Here is a 20,066-nt window from a genome sequence, read left to right as displayed (position 1 = left end):
TATTAAAACATCCTCCCACACGCAAATTCTTCGATAGAAACGAGCTATACTATGATAAGTATCTCCTAAACAGAGATCGAGAATGTATGAAAAACTATGTGAGAAATTTGAGAAAAAAATCGCTCAATGGAATCAAGGCGAGATTTTAATTCAGAATTTATATGTCTATCCAGCATCTCAGGCACTTTCTTATGGTGAGGCACGAGGATATAAAAAAGGGATAGGTGAGCCAGAAAGTTCTATTGTAGAACGTTTGACAGAACACATATATCAATTGGCTGTAATAGCAAATGAGTTCCAACAAAAAAATTTGGCGAATAAAAAAAGTGGTGAAGAGATTATTACCCGAATTCTAATGCCCGAATTTGCATTATATTCGGAAAGGCCGCTTACTACCGCTGAATACAATAAACTACTAGACAATCTAAAGGAGCGACTTAAAGACTTCAGTAACATTCATTTACTCTTAAGTTCTATTGCAGTTCAGACAGAAGATAATCGTTTATTAAACACCGTGTGTTATGTTGAATGCAGAGATAAAATGGACCCTAAAATGACCTCTGTATCTAAAAGATGGAGCTCCGGAGCAGATATAACTTATGAAAAAACACTGAAACCTTTTGAACCATTTGGCATCGAAACTGAAGATGTGAATCTCTATAAAATGAATGAAAATGAGTCGCTACATGATATACCTAGTCAAAGAGCATTTGTATTGCAAGGAAACACTATCTATTTTATCGATAAACAACGAGATTTAGTATTGCCCCTTCTTGATGATGTAAGTGACGAGCTAAAGGAAAATTTAATTAGAAAATTTGAAGAAATTTTGAACAGTGATCCTGGTTGTAGTAGTGAGGATGCATTCAATAAAGGAGACGATGATTTATACAATCAAACTCGTCTTTATGAAAACGAAAAAGGAAAATTAATGTGCGCCTTATCAGGATATCTTGATCAATTAGCAACTCCTGAAAACATAGATGCGGCAAGTTTAGTTGCAGATTATAAAGACGGTCTTCTTATATCTAACTTAGCGTTATTTCAAGTAGAAATTGGGGACAAACGCTACTGGCAAGGGATTGAGGTTTGTACTGAGCATCCGAGACTTAGATTACCTACACTTGCAAAACAACTCGTAGAAGGTGAAAGTGAAGAGCTTTTAGCAGATAGGGTAGATCATCTGCTTACCTCTAATACGACCTCCGCGGGTGCTAATAAAGTGGTGCCTGTTGCCGAACAGGGAAAAATAACACAAATCGATCCAAGTATTAGAATAAAAAATACCCAAGGAATTATCGTAAACAACACCCCAGCTTTTGGCCCCCAATATTATGTTGTCCCTGGAGCTTTAGAAAAAGTATGTCATTTTTCCGAACAATTAATGGATAAGCTTAAAACGCATAATGCACGGGTGATTGACAAAAAAATTAAAGCAATTTTAGGTGAAAACCCTGAGCAAGCACGTGTTGAAAAAGAGGCTTCCAAACCGCCCCCATTGCCTTTTTTTAATCATGAACGAATGAAGCAAAAAGCAGACCGCCTCCGCAGCAAAAGAACTGACGATACACCGCCAGATGATTTCCAAAATAAAATGTGAGTTTAAGCGGAACTTTTCGGATCTTTTAATCTCATCACTTAGTTCTACTAGCATTATTCTGATTACTCATAGAAAATTGTCTTACACATAATTTACCTTTTCTTGACATGTAACCATTTGGTTACATATAATTTGACTATGGACAACGATCTTATTTTTAAAGCACTGGCAGATAAAAGTCGGCGCACCTTGCTTGATGCACTATGTGCTCGTAATGGTCAAAACCTTAATGAGCTGTGCGAACATTTAAGCATGAGCCGGCAGGCAGTCATGAAACATCTGCATATTCTGGAGGATGCGAATTTAGTCGTTGTGCATTGGGAAGGCCGAGAAAAGTTACACTATCTCAATCCAGTACCACTACAAGAAACGTTTGGCCGCTGGATTGCAAAGTATGAACAGAATCGGCTACTCGCTTTAGATAACTTGAAAACTATTTTAGAACAAGACAAGTCATCATCGTCACCTAAAAAAAGGAAATGAACATGAACAAGCCACAATTCGTTTATACAACTTATATCCAAACCACAGCCGAAAAACTTTGGGAAGCCTTAACGAAAGGTGAATTCACCCAGCAATACTGGAATGGTTTTCGCGTTGAAAGTGATTGGCACGTTGGTTCACCTATGAAATTTTATGCACCAGATGGCAGTCTGGCACATTCAGACAAGGTATTACGCGCTGATAAGCCGAAGGTACTTTCGTACAGTTGGAAGCCCATAATGAAAGGTATGCCCGACGAGCCCGCATCAATGGTGATTTTTGAACTTGAACCAGAAGGTAATCTAGTGAAATTAACCGTCACACACTGCGACTTTCCGGATAACTCTGAGATATTGCCAATGATCAGTAATGGCTGGCCACTCGTGCTTAGCAGTCTGAAAAGCTTCTTGGAAACAGGTATTGCGTTAACTTATTCGTTCAAGTCTGATTGCTCAAAGCAATACAGTGAGAAGGCCTAATACTCAACAGTTTGAACGCTCTTAAAGTGACTATTCGTAGGTAACGTCACTGCCGCAAAGTAGTCGTACCCGTTAAGGGTATGCTTGGTGATAAGCTGGATTTGAGCACAGCTTGCGCGAAAATGATTCTGAAGAAACGTAGCATTTTCGCCAAGATGTGCCAAATTCAGCCTTTCGGTCCATAAATCATGAACACTTACAATTAGTAACACGTCAAAATGAACCAAATATTGAGCCCAGACAGATAACGACACCAAGGGCAATAATTGAACCAATAATGCCAACAACCACAATGTCAAAGTAACTTTCGCGATGCGATGATTGGCAAACTGCAAGAAGTGTTACAACTGCCCCATTATGAGGAAGGCTGTCAAGTGTGCCTGATGAAATCACAGCGACTCGATGCAATAAAGCAGGGTCAATTCCGTATTTCTGTGCCAGGATCAAATAAGTGCTACTGAGCGAATCAAGCGCAATGGACAGCCCGCCAGATGCGGAACCAGTAACTGCGGCAAGTACGTTGGTTGCAGCTGCAAGTGAGATTAATGGTCCCCCACCAATTCCCAGAACCCAATCACGCACTACCGCAAATGTAGGAAGTGATGCAATCACTGCACCAAAACCAACCAAGCTTGCGACACTTAAAGCCGGTAAAACCGATGCGTTCGCACCAGCATCCATTGTCTCTCGCAATTTGGGAAGTCGTTTGCGATTGATGATGATTACAGCAAAAATTGCTGTGGCTAGCGCAGTAACAACAGACCATACCCCACCAACTGCCGAAAGAGAGGTTGCGCCCCACTCTTCCTGAGCCAAAAATGACACATCAAAACGTGGAAGCACGATGAGAGTCATTAAGAAATTAACCCCAATAACAATGATAATCGGTAATACTGCAGAACTAATTGTGGGCAAATTCTTGCTATGATATCCATGCGTGATCTCTGCGATATCAAATTCATGAGCGGTAGTGGCTCGCTCGCGAATCAGTTGATCATGCACAATATTGTCAGCTGTGGCGAGCGTGGTTTCTCTCAATTGTTCATTTGTGCGTTGGGCAGCAGCCTCTGCTCTTTTAAGCCACCATATTCCAAATACGATCATCACGACTGCGGCGATGACTCCCAATCCAGGTGCTGCAAATGGTGTCGTGCCAAAAAAAGGCATGGGAATGGCATTTTGTATTGAGGGTGTTCCTGGCAAAGCAGACATGGTGAATGTAGAAGTTCCGAGCACAATTGCAGCGGGCATGAGTCTGCGTGGAATAGCCGCAGCATGGAATAACGATTGGGCCATTGGGGCAAGCACGAAAAATGCAACAAATAAACTGACACCACCATAAGTCACTAATGCTCCAGCAAATACAACGGCCAATATGGCGTGTTTTGTCCCCAGTTTCTGCGTCATAAAATCTGCAATTGCTGAAACTGAACCGCTGTCATCCATTAATTTACCAAACAGTGCACCCAACAAAAATAACGGAAAGTATTGAGCAAGAAAATGGGCAGCGCCACTCATGAATGTCTGTGTCCAGTTCGCAAGCAAAGGCTCACCTGCAAAAAACGCAGCAACCAATGCCGCAGCGGGTGCGAGCAGGAGTATACTCCAACTGCGCAATGCTAAAACAATCAGCAGCAATAGGCCAAGTAAAATCCCGAGGATTCCCATGAATTAAATTCCATCAAGTAATACATCGAGATCAAGTGACGAACGTTGACCCAGATCATGTGCATGTCCTGTAAGAAACGCTTCAGCAGCTCGACGCCCTTCATCTCGAAGCATGAGTAAAAAGTCCCATTCTGCATTGAGCTTAGAGGAAGAGCCCAGTTCAAGCATGATGTCACTACTCACTCGGTGTATTCTCATACCGGCCCATTTTGCACCTTCAGAATCACCTGGATGTGCCAACTGCCGTAATAAAGCAATCATGCGTAGTTCCTTAAGTAACACTGCGTTAAATGAAACTTCATTCAAGCGATTAAGGATATCTCGTGCTGACCGAGGGAAGCCTGGTCTTGTGACCGGATTAATTTGTACTAAAATCGTATCTTGTGATTTACATTCTCGTACCAGCGGTGTAATTGTGGGATTCCCTGAATACCCGCCGTCCCAGTAGTGTTCCCCATCAATCTCAACAGCCTTGAAAATAGTGGGAAGACATGCCGAAGCAAGAAGCACTTCAGGAGTAATTTCATTATTGCGAAATACTCTGCCTTTGCCAGTACTCACGTTTGTCGCAGTAACGAATAATTTGATTGAACTTTGTGACAAGCGTGTGAAATCGATGAGCTCCTCTAAAATATTGTGGAGAGGATTAACCCCAAATGGGTCAATATCGTATGGAGAAAAAAGCCGCGACATGACATCCATAGTAATGAAAAAAGGAGAATGATCAAGCGACCATTGTCCCAGCAACATATCAAGAGGGCTGCGTTGTAAAAGACTAAAACGTGCGGCATTGGAGACACTCTTCCAGAACAATTCGAGCGAATTGCGCGCGCCTTGCGCCCCATCTTTGATGTATCCATCGGCAAGAACCACAGCATTCATAGCACCCGCAGAGGTGCCCGAAATACCATCAATTTGTAGCTTCTGTTCTTCTAATAAGCGGTCTAACACACCCCAAGTGAAAGCGCCATGAGCACCACCACCTTGTAGTGCTATATCAATAAGAGTGTCATCAGTTATTTTTTGAGAGTGAGTCATGGTGGCAGGCATCCGTTTCTTTGATTGTATGTATCGAAGAATCCATTTCTTCATTTATAGTTGAATAATTTATAATTACTTTCTGGCCTAGGGCCTATCCCAAGGATTAAAAATCACTCATTGAAAATCATTATTGCATTAACCTAGAAGCGGGTCAAAAAAATTAAGCACAGCATTTGGGTTTTAGCGCATTACAATTTGCCCAATTCGCTCATTTATTTCATGGATAAATTTTATACTTTCTATCGATTTGAAATTGATCAAATTTTCACTATAATCGGCTCCAAAAAACTTGTGTGGGAATAACGTTATGGCTAACGTTTCAGAGTTAAAACGTGGCGACATCATTCTAGTTAGGCATAACGGAAAACCCTATCATGTGGCGATTTATGCACCTAATCCTGATTATATTGGGGATGTAATCCATATGGGTACTGGTTTTAAACGCACCGGCGCACTAAGAGGGACACTTGCAAGCTTGTATCGCCTGCATGCAGGACTTAATAAAGCAGGTAATCTCTTTAATTTGTATCATAATACGCTTGATACCCAGGTGATTCGCAGTAAAACCCTAAATGGTGAAGATATAGCCCAACAAGCTGAACGTTGGTTACTTCAGGGGGTTATTTATGATGAAAAACGTTTGGTAGATGCACTTGAAGCCAACGAAAAACCGTATGATACAAGCCCTGAAGCACAAACAGCGAATACTTTTGAATACTTAAAATTTGCAGCACGCCGTAATACGCCCCCCACCAAAACACCTTTTTTCCCCTACACCATGGCAAGCTTTCTTTCAGGATTCGGCTCATTCTTCTTGGCACCATCGCTGAATCTACCTCAATGGTTAATGAATTTAGCACGAAGCCTTATTCGCTATGCAACAAACTATACAGGGCGAGCCAAAGGATTTAATTGTGCGGGCTTTGTATTGGGTGTTGTTGGTGCTGTGGCATTAAAAGATGAAATTCAAGAAATTACCCCTGGGCACGGTTGGGTATCATTAAAACGCGGAAATGCTCCTGAGAATAAACAAAGCAACTATGCAAAAGCCTTAAAAACAATGCAAGAAAAAAGAGGCATCCAAGATGGGCCATCGCCAGGGCTGCACACTTTACTGACTGCAGAACAAATGCATAATTTTGATATTGAACGACTCAAAACAAAATTAGGTGGCCTTGCGCTACTCCATCCCCATAAACCTAATCTAAATACGTTTATGGAACAAATTCTACAGAATAAAGAATATTGGGATGATCTCGGTGTGTTAAGTGAAAAAGAATTAGAAACGAGGGTGTCGCCTCTCAGCAAGCCTTTTAACAAAGAAGAATATCACGCTGAAAAGAAACGTGATTTGCAAAACATCCAAAAAAACCACCAGCAATTTGGCAAATCATATGGTGATAACGCCTTTGCTGGCAAAAAATATCAATTATCTTTCTTTAGAAGAGTGGTTTCTTATATTAGCGAAGAGCCCATATCAGATATAACCCATAGAAAAACCTTGTAATGTGTGACAACGGATTACGCTGCGCTAATCCGGGCTACATTGTTGGTTTCACCCAAACTAATATCCATGTTGCAGAGAAACCTCTTGCACCATTTTAATCATCTCATCAAGGGTGAATTGAATTACACTTTTATCTAATGAAATAAAATGGTGTTGCGTAATAGAAAGCATATCGCTGAATGCCTTATCTCCTGAGCAATCTATAGGCAATATATGATAGTTATCTTGTAAGGAACTATTTAGAAGATTATTCAGGTGCCCAGAACCTACAATCATTATCTGATTTTTATTAATTTTTTTCGCATCAATAATCCAGCTTGCTTCACGCGCATCAATACCGAAATGGGGTTCTGGAATATCATGATATGGATATGGGCAGAGACGATTCTTATAATGTAGCTCCTGTTCAAGATCTTTTACTTGAAAACCAAGTTTGTTTTGTGCAAAAGAAATAAGTCTTTTTATTTCATTAACTTGTGCATCCCATCCATATTGCTCATGATAGATATTTATTGTTTCTACAAGTAAATGCCTCACTCCTATACTTTTTGCACAATGTAATATTATGGTATGAAAGAAGAAAGACTCTTTCGAGCCATGTACTTCGGACAACAATATGAGTAATGGCTTACTTACTTGTGCCGCCTGCTGAATGCCTTGAGTAATTAATTGGCTAATAGATTTGTAAATCCTAGTTACCGTTTCACGGTCTAATGGAGAAAGAAATAATTTGGGATAGTCATTTTTAATTGCTTGATATAACTCGGAAGTAATTTCATTAGAGATTAGATTTTTTTCGAGAAAATCAGGGATTTCTGTTGTAAAAACCTTGGTATAGGTGTTGTCAGTATGCAGTACAGTTAATTCAGGTAGCGCAAACTGTAGCGTAAAAACCGAATCGATCAATTTCCTTGTTGGTGATGTGTTTAGATAACGCTTGCTCACCCAGGTTTGCGATTCTTCAAATTTAAATGGATCATATAACCCTTCATGAAAGCAGGTTTTACGATCATGCAAGGTATATTGTTCTTTGTTTGCTTGTATTGAGTTATTAGAAGAAATACCCTTTATCAATTCATATTTTTTGGTGACGTAGAGACGAAATATTGAGTTATTTACATTACTAATAAATTCTTCTGCGGCAAGATCCGTAAACTCTAATGACTTAGCAACATTTACAAAATGGCTCAACGAGCTAGAACTCGCAAAATCATGCTTGAACTGGCTGCTGATTTCCCGAGATAGCAGGAGCTTTTTTTTAATCGTTAATTCAATATGTTGCCATAATTTATTAACCTGTACCGATTCACTCGCATATAACTCTTCATTTCTTCGTATAAACTCTAGTGAAGCATTCTTTGTAAGAAAGAATAAGATCATCATGAATTTTACTGTCTTATTCGTCGATAAGGCAGTTATCTCATCTTGAGTTAGCGCTCTGTTTTTATATAATTTTTCATTAATGATTATTATGTTTGCTTTTATATGATTAATGTGTTTTTGGCCGCAATTTTCTTTAACTGCAAGGGATAAAATCTGCTCAAGATCATTCACTGTCAATAGATTCATAGATGCAAACCTTAATCATTCTCTAGATTCTTTATATCACACTAAAGGGAGCAACAATGGATATTATATTTTAATTCTCATATAATATAATAATGAGGACGACCTCATCCATCAAGGTTTCATTCTGGACGGCCAGACCATTACATTGGAGCTTTTATGGACTGGTTATTCTTATTTTTTGCAGGAATACTCGAGATTGTATGGGCTTACTTTATGAAGCAATCTTTGGGTTTTACAAAAATCATCCCCTCAATTCTTACAATCCTCACTATGGTCGCTAGTTTTACGCTTTTATCAATCTCAATGAAAAGTATTCCTTTAGGAACAGCATATATTATCTGGACAGGAATAGGTGCCGTCGGCGCTTTTTTAATCGGTATTTTTTTTATGGGAGAAGCAGCAAATGCATTGAGATTTACTGCTGCAACCCTAATTATTTCAGGATTGATATTAATCAAGCTATCGTAAGGATTATCGTAGGTCAGGCCTTGGCTCGACAAAATCAAGATGTCATTTGTAAAATAAATTTTTTATTGTATCCAAAATCGTCGGGCCAAGGCCCGATCTGTAATGGCCCTATTTGCATTGATTCTGGTTTAATAGTTCATACAAACATTGTTTCTCATCATAACGTATAAAGGTATCTGTAAGGCTCATTCCTACTTCCTCTAACAAAGAACAGGATCTGGAGTTAGCCTCTTGGGTGATAGCAATTATTTTTCCTATATTTAAATGTAGAAAACCATAGTTCAGACTTGCAGTGATTGCTTCATAAGCCAATCCTTTTCCCCACCACTCTGGGAAAAACATATATGAAATTTCTATCCCATCTTCTGAATGATGCAGCCCGCAAATGCCAATTATTTGTTGTGTATTTTTGCTAAGAACAGTACATAGACCAAATCCCATACTCTCCCAATGATTTTGGATGGACTTAATTCGCGCATTAACCATACCATTATTAACGACGCCACCAAGATACTTGCGTACCGCCTCATTTTTCCACAAGTGTACAAGATGTAGGAAATCAGATGGGTCAGGCTTTCTAAGTATTAATTTTGCTGTTTCAATTGATATAAAATGATGCATATCACTCACATTAAAATCCCATCATCCAAACGTAATGAAGGATGGCAGGAGTTGGTCTAGATAGTAGAATTGTAAACAGCCCCTAGTTTGTTTCCACATATTGTTTAAAGTTGTTAAGTATCGCTTGCCAACCATTTTTCTGTACTTCTATTGGGTGTTCCGCTTCTGGGTCAAACGTTACGGTAACCTCTGTTTGGTTGCTATTTTTTTTGAAAACGACGGTTACTTGCCTGCCATTAGGCATGGTATAGGTAAACAGTTCACCGTCAATAATCTCATCATAAATCGCTTCGAAATCAAAACCAAAACTTCCATCTTTCGCCTCCATTATTGCTAAATACGTCCCACCTACACGCATATCATTTACTGCAAAAGGACACTGCCACGAAGAGTCCGCAAAGTTCCATTTTGTTATGTGTTCAGGAATCGTATAGTAATCCCAAACTTTTTGTACGTCGGCATGGACTGTAGCGGTAATAGTTACTTTTGTACTCATCTTTTTCCTCGATTTGTAATAAATCATAACCATTGAACTTTAACAGTATTTTAGTTTTATTAAAGCATCTTGTGATGTGAATAAGAGGTGCAGAAAATAATAACTTGCCGTACTCCAAACTCGACTGGGCCAAGGCCCAACCTACGCATTTACAAGTGCCATTGTAGGCACTGGGATTTTCCTGTCGGCACTGCATAAAAGCATAGAATATTCAGTCGTACTATCACTTTCGCTGCCTTGATACGCGTCAATGAACACTGACTCCTTATTCTCCTGCATATTCTGTATCACGAGGTTATTCAAAGCCTTAAGCGCGATTTGACGCAGCATGCTGTCAACGTCTTTACTGTTCACCATATGCAGCAATTGCTCCGTTTCAGCTTGATAGTCACTATGATATGCTTCTAACCCAAGCACAAAACCTGTAAGAAGAGTAGCGAACGCGGAGGCTTGGCGCTCAAAAAACTCTTGATGTTCTTTATTATTCATCAGCTCAATTGCCATGCCGAGCACCCTTTTTATTTGGTCTGCCTCCATGTAGCGGGTAACCGAAAACGGCTTATTGTCAAAGGCTAACAACATCTCCCATCCAGAGATTTTCGGGGTGGCATTTGCATCATGTAAGGATGAGATGATGCATTCGAATACAGAAGATGGATCTTCCATTGCTTCCAGCGGGCTTACCAATGCAGCAATGGTATTTTGAGTTGCCTCTCGCACCAACTCATCGTGATGCTGTAAGTTGTTCCGCAATTCAGGAAGAATCTGTATCACTTGGTTTACGTTCAACTTGCTTGCTAATGTAGCGATGGCCTTTAGAGCTGTCTTGCAAGTCAAGAAGGGATTTTGATGCCGCATGTTCTCCTCTAGATCAGGAAGAAGTTGTGCCACTTGCGTTGCGTTCAACTGACTTGCCAAAGCGGCAATAGCCTCTAAAACATTTTGACGCACCTGATTGTCTTGCCCCCTCAAGTCTTCCTGTAATCCGGTTAAAAGCTGCTCAACTTGTTTTGCGTTCCACTTGTGTGCCAAAACAACGATGCCATTTAGAGCATCGTGACGCACCCGGACATCTTGATGCCGCATGCCTGTCTGCAATCCAGTAAAGAGCTCTTCAACTTGTTTTACATCCCATTTGTGTGCCAGAGCATTGGCGGTCTCTATAGCAGCTTTACGTACCCAGCTGTCTTGATGCTGTAAGTTTTTCTGCAATCCAGGAAAAAGCAGCTTAAGTTGTGCTGCACTCCATTTATGCGCCAAAGCATTGACAGTCTTTAGAGTAATTGCATACATCCAGCTATCTGGATGCTGTAGGTTTTCCTGCAATCCAGGAAAGAGCTGCATAAGGTGTGCAGGCTCCCATTGACTCGCCAAAGCGCTGATAACCTCTAGAGCGTTAGTACGTACCTGTTTGTCTCGATAAGCCAGGTCTTTCCGCAATCTAAAAATGAGCTGGTCAACTTGTTTGGGATTCATCTCACGCGCCAAAGCCGCGACGGCTTCCAGAGCCGCTTGATGCACCCAACTGTCTTGATACTTTAGGTTTTCCTGTGCTTTCACAAACAGCAGCGCACGCTGGCTTGTATTCCATAGGGGTGCCAAAGCACTAATGGCCTTTAGAGTATTCTTACGCACGGAGCTGTCTTGATGTCGCAAATTGTCCTCTAATCCAGTCAAGAGCCGCTCAGCATGTGTTGCATTCCATAGGTGAGCTAAAGCAACAATAGTTCCTAGAGCAGCGTCGCGTACCCAGCCGTCTTCATGTTGCAGATTTTTCTGCAATCCAGTTAAGAGCTCCTCGACTTGGGTTGTCTTCCATTGTGGTGTCAAAGCACTGATAATCTCTAGAGTAGCTTTGTGTACCCAGTAGTCTGGGTGCCACAGATTTTTCTGTAATTCAGCAAAAAGTGGAGCAAGTTCTACTTCGTTCCATTGATGTGCCAAAACAGCAACAATCTTTAAAGCAACCAGGCGCGTCCAACTGTCTTCATGAAGCAAGCTCTCCTGCAATCCGGGAAGCGACTTAACTTGGAGTACACTCAACTGACGCGTCAAAACGGTAATAGCGTTGCAGGCTTCTGTTTCTTGTTGCTGATAGTGCAATAACAACAGTTGTAGTGTTTGTTGTATTTGCGTCACACTTAAGAGTGGAACAATATCTTGCAACCGATGCCATTCGGTAAAGTCCATTGCATCAGTACTGATTTTGTTGGAGAGCTCATTGAGAAACGGATTAATATAACCCTGAAGCTCGCCCTGTACCATATTGGTTGTTCCCTTGATAAAACTTAAGCCAATGAGTTGATAAGGTACATCCAGATGCTTTAGCGTTTGCAAAAGCACAGGAGCCAATCTTATGGTTAATGGATTAGGCTCTTGCCTCATCCATAGTGCCAGTAGTTTTTCTTGATAGCGTCTAGCATCATCCGTCGTCCGCGTAAACAACTCCATCATAGCTGCCTGTCGCGATTTTAGATTGCCTGTTGTGGCTATAGTTAATAGTTCATCAAGAGAAAGTCTTTGATTAATATTCCGCAATGCATCTTCGGAGAGTGCATGAAACAATGTTGGCACGAGGGTTTATCTCCTAATAGAACCGATGATATTGCGCAAATATTATACCGAAAGATAATATACAGATCAAATATATTAAATTCTTTCCGAAAACTCTATTAGTAATATGTTAGGTTAGATACCTGAGGAAAATGCAGTTCACTTGAACTATGCTTGAAGTTACTCAGCTACATTTTCTTATATTAAAGGAGTAAATCATGCGCTTGGAAGCAATAAAACCTGAAAACCTTAATTCAGAACAAAAAGCTTTATATCAAGATATGAAAGCGGGTATTGAAAAAAATTTCCAAGGCTTTCAAGCCATACGAGAAGATGGTGCATTGATAGGTCCCTGGGCTCCTTGGATTAAATTTCCACAAATTGGAGGCCCTATATGGGAGCTGACGAAGGCGCTTTCAATGAAATCTACATTACCTAAATCAGTACGAGAAGTAGCAATATTAGTAACCGGTACTAAATTTCATTCCGGCTATGAGCTTTATGCCCATATTTTAATAGCAGAGTTACGGGGATTAAGTGATGAGAAAATTGCAACCATTGTTTCTGGACAACGCCCTGTTGATTTAGAGGAGGATGAGGCTTTAGTCTACGACTTTACTTTTGCATTAGTTAATGGGGGGCTATTACCCGAATTAGTCTATAAAAAAGCGATTCATCAATTTGGTGAAGAAAGCACCGCTGAGCTTATTTATTTAATTGGGCTATATTGTATGGTATCGATAACACTGAATGGATTTGATGTTCCTATTCCTGAATAAGAGAATGAAGCATGTAGGTTGATTATTTTTATCCAACCGACATGCGCCACCTATCGCTCCTGATATCAATTTTGATGATAATATGGGCTGAACTCATACACTGCCTCAATCATCGCAGCAACATGCTCAGGTGGGACATCAGGAGTAACCCCATGACCAAGATTGAACACATGTCCTGAACCGGCTCCATAGGATGCTAATACTTTTTTCACTTGTTCCCGAATACATTGTCTTGAAGTGAGCAACACTGAGGGATCAAGGTTTCCTTGTAATGCAACCTGATTACCAACTCTTCGTCGTGCGTCACCTAGATCGCAAGTCCAATCGATTCCCAATGCATCACAACCCGTAATGAGCATTTTTTCTAACCATTGGCCTCCCCCTTTAGTAAATAAAATAACGGGGATTTCAGGGTAATTGGCTTTTATTTGCTGTACGATTTTCTGCATATATTGCAGAGAAAAATTTTGATAATTCTCAGGAGTTAAAATGCCCCCCCAAGTATCAAAAAGCATAACAGCATTCACACCTACTTTGATTTGCTCCATCAAATAATCTGCGACTGATACTGCCAACTTATTTAGTAAAACATGTGCAGCCTCACTTTCGGTATAGATCAAATGTAAAATACGTTTAAACTCCCTCGTACTTTTGCCTTCAACCATATAACAAGCTAAAGTCCATGGGCTGCCTGCAAAACCAATTAGAGGAAGCTCTTTTGGCATTTCTTGACGGATTAATCTTGCCGCATTCATGACATAGGCCAAAGATTCCGGTTCAGGAATTTGTAAATTAGCAATTGCCTGTTTATCTTGTACTGGACGTTGAAAACACGGTCCTTCACCTTCGGCAAAATATAAACCGAGTCCCATTGCATCAGGAATTGTCAAAATATCAGAAAATAAAATGGCTGCATCCAGTGCATACCGACGCAAAGGCTGCAATGTCACCTCACACGCAAGTTCAGGATTTTTGCATAGGCTTAAAAAATCACCTGCCAACGCCCTAGTCTCTCGATATTCAGGTAAATAACGCCCAGCTTGACGCATCATCCATACTGGAGTTCGCTCTACGGGTTGTCGTCTTAAAGCACGCAGGAACAAAGATTGATCCAAATCATACATCGTATTATCCCAATCTAATCAAAATGTCCCAATGCTAACATATTTGCACTCTAAATAATGCAAGAATTGGCTCTGAAGCACAATCTTTCCCCATACCCTACGTCATCGCGAGTGTAACGAGAGATCCCCAAGCTGTAGCACACTGTTACGAATAGGAGATCCCTCGCTATGCTCGGGATGACGAGCCAAAGAACCAATTACGCCACTCTGTACATCATGCTAATTATTTAGATAAAATCACCAGCAAGTCACTTTTGGGTAAGTAGGAATAACATTGGATACTTTAAATATCAAAGCGCTTAGTGTAAGTACCAAAATCGGTGTTTATGCATGGGAGCAACGCATTAATCAACAATTATTAATTGATCTCAGTATTGATACCGATCTCAGCGACTGTCAGGGCGATTTGACTAAGACTGTAGACTATGATGCACTTTGTAAGAGCGTCACTCTTTATGTAGAATCAAAATCATTCCAACTCATTGAAACAGTTGCCAATGAAGTGGCAGATTTAATTAAAGAACAATTTAAAGTGGCCCAAATTACGGTAGGGATTAGCAAACCTCATGCAATCAAAAATGCAGCAAACATTCAAGTAATTGTGCGGCGCTGAAAAAAATAATTACTTTGGTTCCAATAGTGGATTTCCCGGGTTTCGCTTTGCTGCACCCAGGTTACATAGTAACCGTGGCTACATCCTTTTATCCACCGCTTGTAATCATGCCATTTAGACGTTCATTTTTGGCCAAAGTAACCTGAGCCTGTTGTGCAAGTCCTCGATTAGAATAGGGACCCACTACTACCCGAAACCAATTACCTTTAACTGGATGACTTACCGGAATGATATACGCACCAAACCCTTTAAGAATCAGTGAACCTTTCATGTGTTCTGCATCTTGACGTGCTTTAAAAGAAGCTACTTGCACTAAAAATCTTCCTCTCGCAGTTGCAGATGTATCCACTTTGGGTGGTGTTTGTGGCGCCTGAGCAATATTTTGTTTTACCGGTGCGGTTGAAGGTGCTGTATTGGTAACACTGGCCGACGCAGTTTTTAGAGTTGCCGTAGACACTGAAGCAGCCGCGGTCGCAGTAGGAGAAGCATTTGCTGCAGGTTGAGGTTGGGCTGAAACTGCAGCATTTGTGTTAGGTTGTGAACTAGGAACTTTTTCATTAGTGAGTAGTGTGTAAAACTCAAATTTTGGTTTAGGCGGAACCGCAGCATGTTGTGCTTCTGATTTGGATGGTTCTTTTTTGGTTTCATGATGAGCCAAAACCTGAGTATTTACCCAGCGGCTTAGCATTTCAAAATTAAAAAAAGAAGCGGCCAAATAACCCAATAAAAAAGTTAAGGTAATCACTAGAAACTGGTGCGGTGCGCTACCGCGCGACCGTGAAGAACGCCTATTCCCATATTCTTTTGCCATCACATACTCTCAGGAGCGGATACGCCCAATAAGTCCAAACCATTCTTTATTACTTGACGCACCGCCTCGAGTAAACAAAGACGAGCGCATCGTAATTGCTCTTGCTCACACAATAGTGGCACAGCATTATAATAACTATGTAAGCCGTTGGCTACTTCACGTAAATAATAAGCCACTTGATGTGGTTCACAATGGGCAGCGGCTAATTCTACAATCTCTGGATAACGACCAATTAAAGAAATCAAATGAGTTTCATGAGATTGTTCTAACAAGTCAATATGTTTGAGTCCAATTGCTTTATCCCAAAACAAACCTCGTTCCTTCAATTGCCTTAATACGGAGCATATTCTTGCATGTGCATACTGAATGTAATATACCGGATTATCACTAGACTCCGACTTTGCTAAGTCCAAATCGAAATCCATATGTTGCTCTGACTTGCGAGCTACATAAAAGAAGCGTGCCGCATCATTACCAACCTCATGACGCAATTCTCTTAAGGTAACAAAAGAACCACTACGTGTGGACATTTGCACTCGATCAGAACCACGATATAAAATAGCAAATTGCACAAGCAATACATTAAGTGCACTTTCATCATGCCCTAAAGCTTGAACCACGGCACGTAAACGCGTTATATAACCATGATGATCCGCGCCAAAAATATCTATTACTCGATCATAACCTCTGTCGTATTTATTCCAATGATAAGCCACATCTGATGCAAAATAAGTAGTTTGGCCATTAGCACGCACCAGCACACGGTCTTTTTCATCACCAAAATCAGTTGCTCTAAACCAAAGTGCCCCTTCTTTTTCAAAAGTATGGCCACTGTCCTTAAGTGCTTGAATACCTTTTTGAATGGAACCATCTTCAAATAGAGACTGTTCGGAAAACCAACTATTATAAGTCACACCAAATTCAGCAAGATCATCTTTAATGTCATCAAGAACCGTATTTAATGCATGCTGATGAAACAAAGCAAAAATATCCGCGCCCAATAGTTGTTTCGCACGCTCAACCACCGCATCGATATAAATTTCTTTGTCTCCGCCATGAGGTTCATCAAGAGGCAACCCGTCAATGACAGTAGCCCATGGACGCTCATACTCTTTGCCATGCTCAGCAAAAAACTCCTGCGCTATTTCGGAAACATAATCTCCTTTATACGCATTAGCAGGAATAACAACAGGTTCACCAACAAGCTCCAGATAACGTAACCATACACTAACGGCAAGAATATTCATTTGCCGTCCAGCATCATTCACATAATATTCTAAGGTAACATCGTAACCGGCAGCCTTTAAGACATTTCCTAAAGTAGCACCAAAAGCAGCCCCTCTTCCATGTCCCACATGCAAAGGGCCTGTTGGGTTAGCAGAAACAAACTCAATCAATACTTTTTGATTTTGGCCAGTAGCACTGCGACCAAAACACTCACCTTTATCTAATATTTCACCAATAATTTGTGACCGAGAGCTATTGCGTATAAAGAAATTAATAAACCCCGCCCCAGCAATTTCTACCTTTTCCACAGCAGAATCAGCAGGCACAGCCTGAACTAAAAGCTCTGCTATTTTACGAGGTGCCTGACGACATGGCTTCGCTAAAATTAAAGCCAAATTACTGGCATAATCACCATGAGCGGAATCTTTTGTACGATCAACCTTAATCTCAATATCTAAATCGGCAGGTATTTCACCTGATTTTTGTAATGATATTAAAGCCTGTTTTAAAAGCTGCTCTACAGTATGTTTCATGCTACTCAGTTTTCCATCAAAAAATGATGTTATTATGCGCTTTTTTGCACCATATGAAAAGGTTTTATACCCAGAAACTTCAAAATGCTGCCCTACTAAAAACCGCAATTGTTTCTACATAAAGTAAACAGGACTCAATAAATATCGAGAATGATTATTGTCTTCATGAGTGTCAAACAGGATGAAGAATATTATAGATATTTATTGAGTCCTGCTTCTGAGTTACACTTAAATACCAATTCATTCAATATCAGTCATCGCATGTTATTTAACCCATGTGAATCGCTAACCGGAATCGGACCAACACTTGCAGAAAAACTTGCTAAATGCGGCATCCATTGTGTGCGTGATTTGCTTTTTCATTTACCGTATCGTTACCAAGACAGAACCCGAGTAACGCCGATTCAAGATTTGCGCGCCAATGATTGGTGCGTTATTGCAGGACGCGTGTGTAAAACAGAAATTAAACCCGGTAAACGGGCGATGTTGCATTGTTATGTTGAAGATAAAACAGGAATAATAAAACTTCAGTTTTTTCATTTTAATAAAAATCAAATCACTAACCTAAAGAACAGCACCATGATTCATGCTTTTGGTGAAGTGCGTGCATTTAATAATACTCTAACTATGACTCACCCGGAGTATCAATTACTAGATCATGAAGAAGAATGCCAGGTTAATGAAACACTTACCCCCATTTACCCAAGTACCCAAGGTTTAACGCAAACACGATTAAGACAATTGGTGAACGTTGCATTACAAAGTTGTGAGCAAGAGCTTCAACAATTAGAATGGATGAGTGCAGAACAATTGCGGACATACAATTTTATCGCTCTGGATAAGGCAATTCAATTATTGCACAATCCACCCCCGGATATTTCCATACAATCTCTTGAACAAGGTCAACATCCTGCTCTCAAACGATTAGTTTTTGATGAATTGTTAGCACAGCGCCTAAGCATGCAATTTGCAAGGAAATCACGAAATGCACTCCATGCGATCGCATTACCTACTGATCACGATTTAGAGCAACGTTTTTTAGATTCGCTTCCATTTAAGCTCACCAACGCACAACAAAGGGTAACACAAGAAATCAGCCAGGATTTAATGCAAACAAAACCGATGTTGCGCTTAGTGCAAGGAGATGTGGGGGCTGGAAAAACCATCATTGCAGCACTTGCCGCCTTACAAGCGATTGCAAATGGACAACAAGTTGCCTTTATGGCACCAACAGATTTGCTGAGCGAACAACACACCAACAATCTAACCAATTGGCTAGAACCACTGGGCATTAACATATTAAGATTGAGTGGAAAAATGAAGCTTAGTGAACGGCGTATGGCATTTGCTGCACTTGCAGACCATAGTTGCCAGTTGATTATTGGTACTCATGCCTTATTTCAGGACAGCGTTACTTTTGCTCGTCTAGGTTTAGTCATTATCGATGAACAACATCGATTCGGTGTAGAACAAAGATTGCTGCTACAACAAAAAGGACAGCAAGAACAACTTATTCCTCATCAATTATTAATGACAGCTACTCCTATCCCAAGAACATTATCCATGACTCACTTAGCCCATTTGGATGTCTCGATTATCGATGAGTTACCTCCTGGACGCATACCCATCGCTACAGCGGTATTAAACCAAAATAAACGAGAAGCAGTCATTGAGCGCTTGGAAGTTGCTATAACGAGTGGACGACAAATTTATTGGGTGTGTACACTGATTGAAGAATCAGAGAAATTGCAATGCATGGCAGCCACTGAAACAGCACGCGTATTGCAAGAGCAACTTCCTGATGCGCGCGTTGGTCTGATTCATGGACGAATGAAACCCGTAGAAAAAGAAGCAACGATGGCCGCATTTAAATGTGGCGAAATTAATTTACTGGTTGCCACGACTGTTATAGAAGTTGGTGTAGATGTCCCCAACGCCAGTCTAATGATTATTGAAAATGCTGAACGTTTGGGCTTGTCTCAACTCCATCAATTACGCGGTCGTGTCGGCAGAGGCAGTGCGCAATCTCATTGTCTTTTGCTTTATCAGTCCCCACTCTCACAACAAGGAGCAGAACGATTAAAAATTATGCGTGCAACCAATGATGGATTTGTTATTGCAGAAAAGGACATGGAGTTAAGAGGCGCCGGAGAAGTATTGGGGAGCCGGCAAACAGGTTATCGACAGTTTAAAATTGCAGATATTCAACGTGATCGTGACCTTCTCCCTCTATTGCCTTCTGTTGCAAAACAACTGATAGAGGATGCACCTGAAATGGCCTACGATTTGACCCAACGCTGGTTAGGCAATTTTGAGCAATTTTTGCAAGGATAAAAATATTTTTAAAAATACGCGAGTCAAGACTGTTTTTTATTTTTTTCTTTGTTAATATGGTCGGGTAATTTTCTAATTCTATAAACATCCATTGTGGATAACCTCCTCTTAAACCAATTGACACCTCCAGTCAAATATTTATGTAATATCTCAAAAAAAC

Annotated in this window: 17 protein-coding genes; 8 read left to right on the top strand and 9 right to left on the bottom strand. The window is 40.5% G+C overall.

The window, feature by feature from the left end; all coding sequences use genetic code 11:
- The first annotated feature begins 82 nt into the window (after positions 1-82).
- The 3 genes from Lste_RS02035 to Lste_RS02025 all read left to right on the top strand — a co-directional run bounded on the left by Lste_RS02035 (position 83) and on the right by Lste_RS02025 (position 2,562).
- Positions 83-1,600, top strand: a complete 1,518-nt coding sequence (locus Lste_RS02035) for a hypothetical protein (protein ID WP_058509422.1) — start codon at positions 83-85, stop codon at positions 1,598-1,600.
- A gap of 138 nt (positions 1,601-1,738) precedes the next feature.
- Positions 1,739-2,083, top strand: a complete 345-nt coding sequence (locus tag Lste_RS02030) for an ArsR/SmtB family transcription factor (protein ID WP_058509421.1) — start codon at positions 1,739-1,741, stop codon at positions 2,081-2,083.
- Between the two features lie 2 nt (positions 2,084-2,085).
- Complete coding sequence (locus Lste_RS02025) at positions 2,086-2,562, top strand: SRPBCC family protein (protein WP_058509420.1); 477 nt, start codon at positions 2,086-2,088, stop codon at positions 2,560-2,562.
- Positions 2,563-2,775: 213 nt separating this feature from the next.
- On the opposite strand, the gene Lste_RS02015 is transcribed toward Lste_RS02025, so the two are convergent.
- Both Lste_RS02015 and Lste_RS02010 read right to left on the bottom strand, forming a co-directional pair.
- A complete protein-coding gene (locus Lste_RS02015) occupies positions 2,776-4,230 on the bottom strand; it encodes a GntP family permease (protein WP_058509418.1) in 1,455 nt (484 codons plus the stop codon).
- A 3-nt stretch (positions 4,231-4,233) separates the two neighbouring features.
- Positions 4,234-5,268: a patatin-like phospholipase family protein gene (locus Lste_RS02010; RefSeq protein ID WP_083503894.1), complete on the bottom strand. Its 1,035-nt coding sequence runs from the start codon at positions 5,266-5,268 to the stop codon at positions 4,234-4,236.
- A gap of 310 nt (positions 5,269-5,578) precedes the next feature.
- Here Lste_RS02010 and Lste_RS02005 point away from each other — a divergent pair, with 310 nt between their 5' ends.
- The gene (locus tag Lste_RS02005) at positions 5,579-6,778 is read left to right on the top strand and encodes a C40 family peptidase (RefSeq protein WP_058509416.1); all 1,200 of its coding nucleotides are present in this window, start codon (positions 5,579-5,581) and stop codon (positions 6,776-6,778) included.
- A 57-nt stretch (positions 6,779-6,835) separates the two neighbouring features.
- Here the strand turns inward: Lste_RS02005 and Lste_RS02000 are convergent, their stop codons facing one another.
- Positions 6,836-8,347 (bottom strand): hypothetical protein, encoded by a 1,512-nt coding sequence (locus Lste_RS02000; protein ID WP_058509415.1) that lies wholly within the window; start codon positions 8,345-8,347, stop codon positions 6,836-6,838.
- Positions 8,348-8,503: 156 nt separating this feature from the next.
- Here Lste_RS02000 and Lste_RS01995 point away from each other — a divergent pair, with 156 nt between their 5' ends.
- Complete coding sequence (locus Lste_RS01995; RefSeq protein WP_058509414.1) at positions 8,504-8,815, top strand: DMT family transporter; 312 nt, start codon at positions 8,504-8,506, stop codon at positions 8,813-8,815.
- A 108-nt stretch (positions 8,816-8,923) separates the two neighbouring features.
- Here the strand turns inward: Lste_RS01995 and Lste_RS01990 are convergent, their stop codons facing one another.
- The 3 genes from Lste_RS01990 to Lste_RS01980 form a co-directional block, all read right to left on the bottom strand.
- Positions 8,924-9,436, bottom strand: coding sequence for a GNAT family N-acetyltransferase (locus tag Lste_RS01990; RefSeq protein ID WP_058509413.1), 513 nt, complete (start codon positions 9,434-9,436; stop codon positions 8,924-8,926).
- An 82-nt stretch (positions 9,437-9,518) separates the two neighbouring features.
- A complete protein-coding gene (locus Lste_RS01985) occupies positions 9,519-9,932 on the bottom strand; it encodes an SRPBCC family protein (protein ID WP_058509412.1) in 414 nt (137 codons plus the stop codon).
- Between the two features lie 141 nt (positions 9,933-10,073).
- Complete coding sequence (locus Lste_RS01980) at positions 10,074-12,506, bottom strand: HEAT repeat domain-containing protein (RefSeq protein WP_058509411.1); 2,433 nt, start codon at positions 12,504-12,506, stop codon at positions 10,074-10,076.
- A 197-nt stretch (positions 12,507-12,703) separates the two neighbouring features.
- On the opposite strand from Lste_RS01980, the gene Lste_RS01975 reads away from it, so the two are divergent.
- The gene (locus Lste_RS01975) at positions 12,704-13,264 is read left to right on the top strand and encodes a carboxymuconolactone decarboxylase family protein (RefSeq protein WP_058509410.1); all 561 of its coding nucleotides are present in this window, start codon (positions 12,704-12,706) and stop codon (positions 13,262-13,264) included.
- A gap of 65 nt (positions 13,265-13,329) precedes the next feature.
- Here Lste_RS01975 and hemE read toward each other — a convergent pair whose 3' ends face one another.
- On the bottom strand, positions 13,330-14,388 hold the full coding sequence (gene hemE, locus Lste_RS01970; RefSeq protein WP_058509409.1) for a uroporphyrinogen decarboxylase: 1,059 nt from the start codon (positions 14,386-14,388) through the stop codon (positions 13,330-13,332).
- Between the two features lie 274 nt (positions 14,389-14,662).
- Between hemE and folB the strand changes: the two genes are divergently transcribed.
- Positions 14,663-15,001 (top strand): dihydroneopterin aldolase, encoded by a 339-nt coding sequence (gene folB, locus Lste_RS01965; protein ID WP_058509408.1) that lies wholly within the window; start codon positions 14,663-14,665, stop codon positions 14,999-15,001.
- Positions 15,002-15,089: 88 nt separating this feature from the next.
- Here folB and Lste_RS01960 read toward each other — a convergent pair whose 3' ends face one another.
- Positions 15,090-15,812 carry an SPOR domain-containing protein gene (locus tag Lste_RS01960; RefSeq protein WP_058509407.1) on the bottom strand — a complete coding sequence of 241 codons (723 nt, stop codon included), beginning with the start codon at positions 15,810-15,812 and terminating at the stop codon, positions 15,090-15,092.
- The gene (gene argS / locus Lste_RS01955; protein ID WP_058509406.1) at positions 15,812-17,572 is read right to left on the bottom strand and encodes an arginine--tRNA ligase; all 1,761 of its coding nucleotides are present in this window, start codon (positions 17,570-17,572) and stop codon (positions 15,812-15,814) included. The genes Lste_RS01960 and argS overlap by 1 nt, the downstream gene beginning before the upstream one ends.
- 261 nt (positions 17,573-17,833) lie before the next feature.
- Here argS and recG point away from each other — a divergent pair, with 261 nt between their 5' ends.
- The gene (recG, locus tag Lste_RS01950) at positions 17,834-19,906 is read left to right on the top strand and encodes an ATP-dependent DNA helicase RecG (protein ID WP_058509512.1); all 2,073 of its coding nucleotides are present in this window, start codon (positions 17,834-17,836) and stop codon (positions 19,904-19,906) included.
- The last annotated feature ends 160 nt before the right edge of the window (positions 19,907-20,066 follow it).

The organism is Legionella steelei (genome assembly GCF_001468005.1).
GTDB lineage: Bacteria > Pseudomonadota > Gammaproteobacteria > Legionellales > Legionellaceae > Legionella > Legionella steelei.
The sequence above is the reverse complement of the archived record's forward strand: the minus strand, read 5'-3'. Positions and strand labels throughout refer to the sequence as shown.

Bases quoted from the DNA above. Each gene is read 5' to 3' on its own strand.
- Lste_RS02035 (WP_058509422.1), top strand. From the start codon at position 83: ATGTATGAAAAACTATGTGAGAAATTTGAGAAAAAAATCGCTCAATGG.
- Lste_RS02030 (WP_058509421.1), top strand. From the start codon at position 1,739: ATGGACAACGATCTTATTTTTAAAGCACTGGCAGATAAAAGTCGGCGC.
- Lste_RS02025 (WP_058509420.1), top strand. From the start codon at position 2,086: ATGAACAAGCCACAATTCGTTTATACAACTTATATCCAAACCACAGCC.
- Lste_RS02015 (WP_058509418.1), bottom strand. From the start codon at position 4,230: ATGGGAATCCTCGGGATTTTACTTGGCCTATTGCTGCTGATTGTTTTA.
- Lste_RS02010 (WP_083503894.1), bottom strand. From the start codon at position 5,268: ATGACTCACTCTCAAAAAATAACTGATGACACTCTTATTGATATAGCA.
- Lste_RS02005 (WP_058509416.1), top strand. From the start codon at position 5,579: ATGGCTAACGTTTCAGAGTTAAAACGTGGCGACATCATTCTAGTTAGG.
- Lste_RS02000 (WP_058509415.1), bottom strand. From the start codon at position 8,347: ATGAATCTATTGACAGTGAATGATCTTGAGCAGATTTTATCCCTTGCA.
- Lste_RS01995 (WP_058509414.1), top strand. From the start codon at position 8,504: ATGGACTGGTTATTCTTATTTTTTGCAGGAATACTCGAGATTGTATGG.
- Lste_RS01990 (WP_058509413.1), bottom strand. From the start codon at position 9,436: ATGCATCATTTTATATCAATTGAAACAGCAAAATTAATACTTAGAAAG.
- Lste_RS01985 (WP_058509412.1), bottom strand. From the start codon at position 9,932: ATGAGTACAAAAGTAACTATTACCGCTACAGTCCATGCCGACGTACAA.
- Lste_RS01975 (WP_058509410.1), top strand. From the start codon at position 12,704: ATGCGCTTGGAAGCAATAAAACCTGAAAACCTTAATTCAGAACAAAAA.
- hemE (WP_058509409.1), bottom strand. From the start codon at position 14,388: ATGTATGATTTGGATCAATCTTTGTTCCTGCGTGCTTTAAGACGACAA.
- Lste_RS01960 (WP_058509407.1), bottom strand. From the start codon at position 15,812: ATGGCAAAAGAATATGGGAATAGGCGTTCTTCACGGTCGCGCGGTAGC.
- argS (WP_058509406.1), bottom strand. From the start codon at position 17,572: ATGAAACATACTGTAGAGCAGCTTTTAAAACAGGCTTTAATATCATTA.
- recG (WP_058509512.1), top strand. From the start codon at position 17,834: ATGTTATTTAACCCATGTGAATCGCTAACCGGAATCGGACCAACACTT.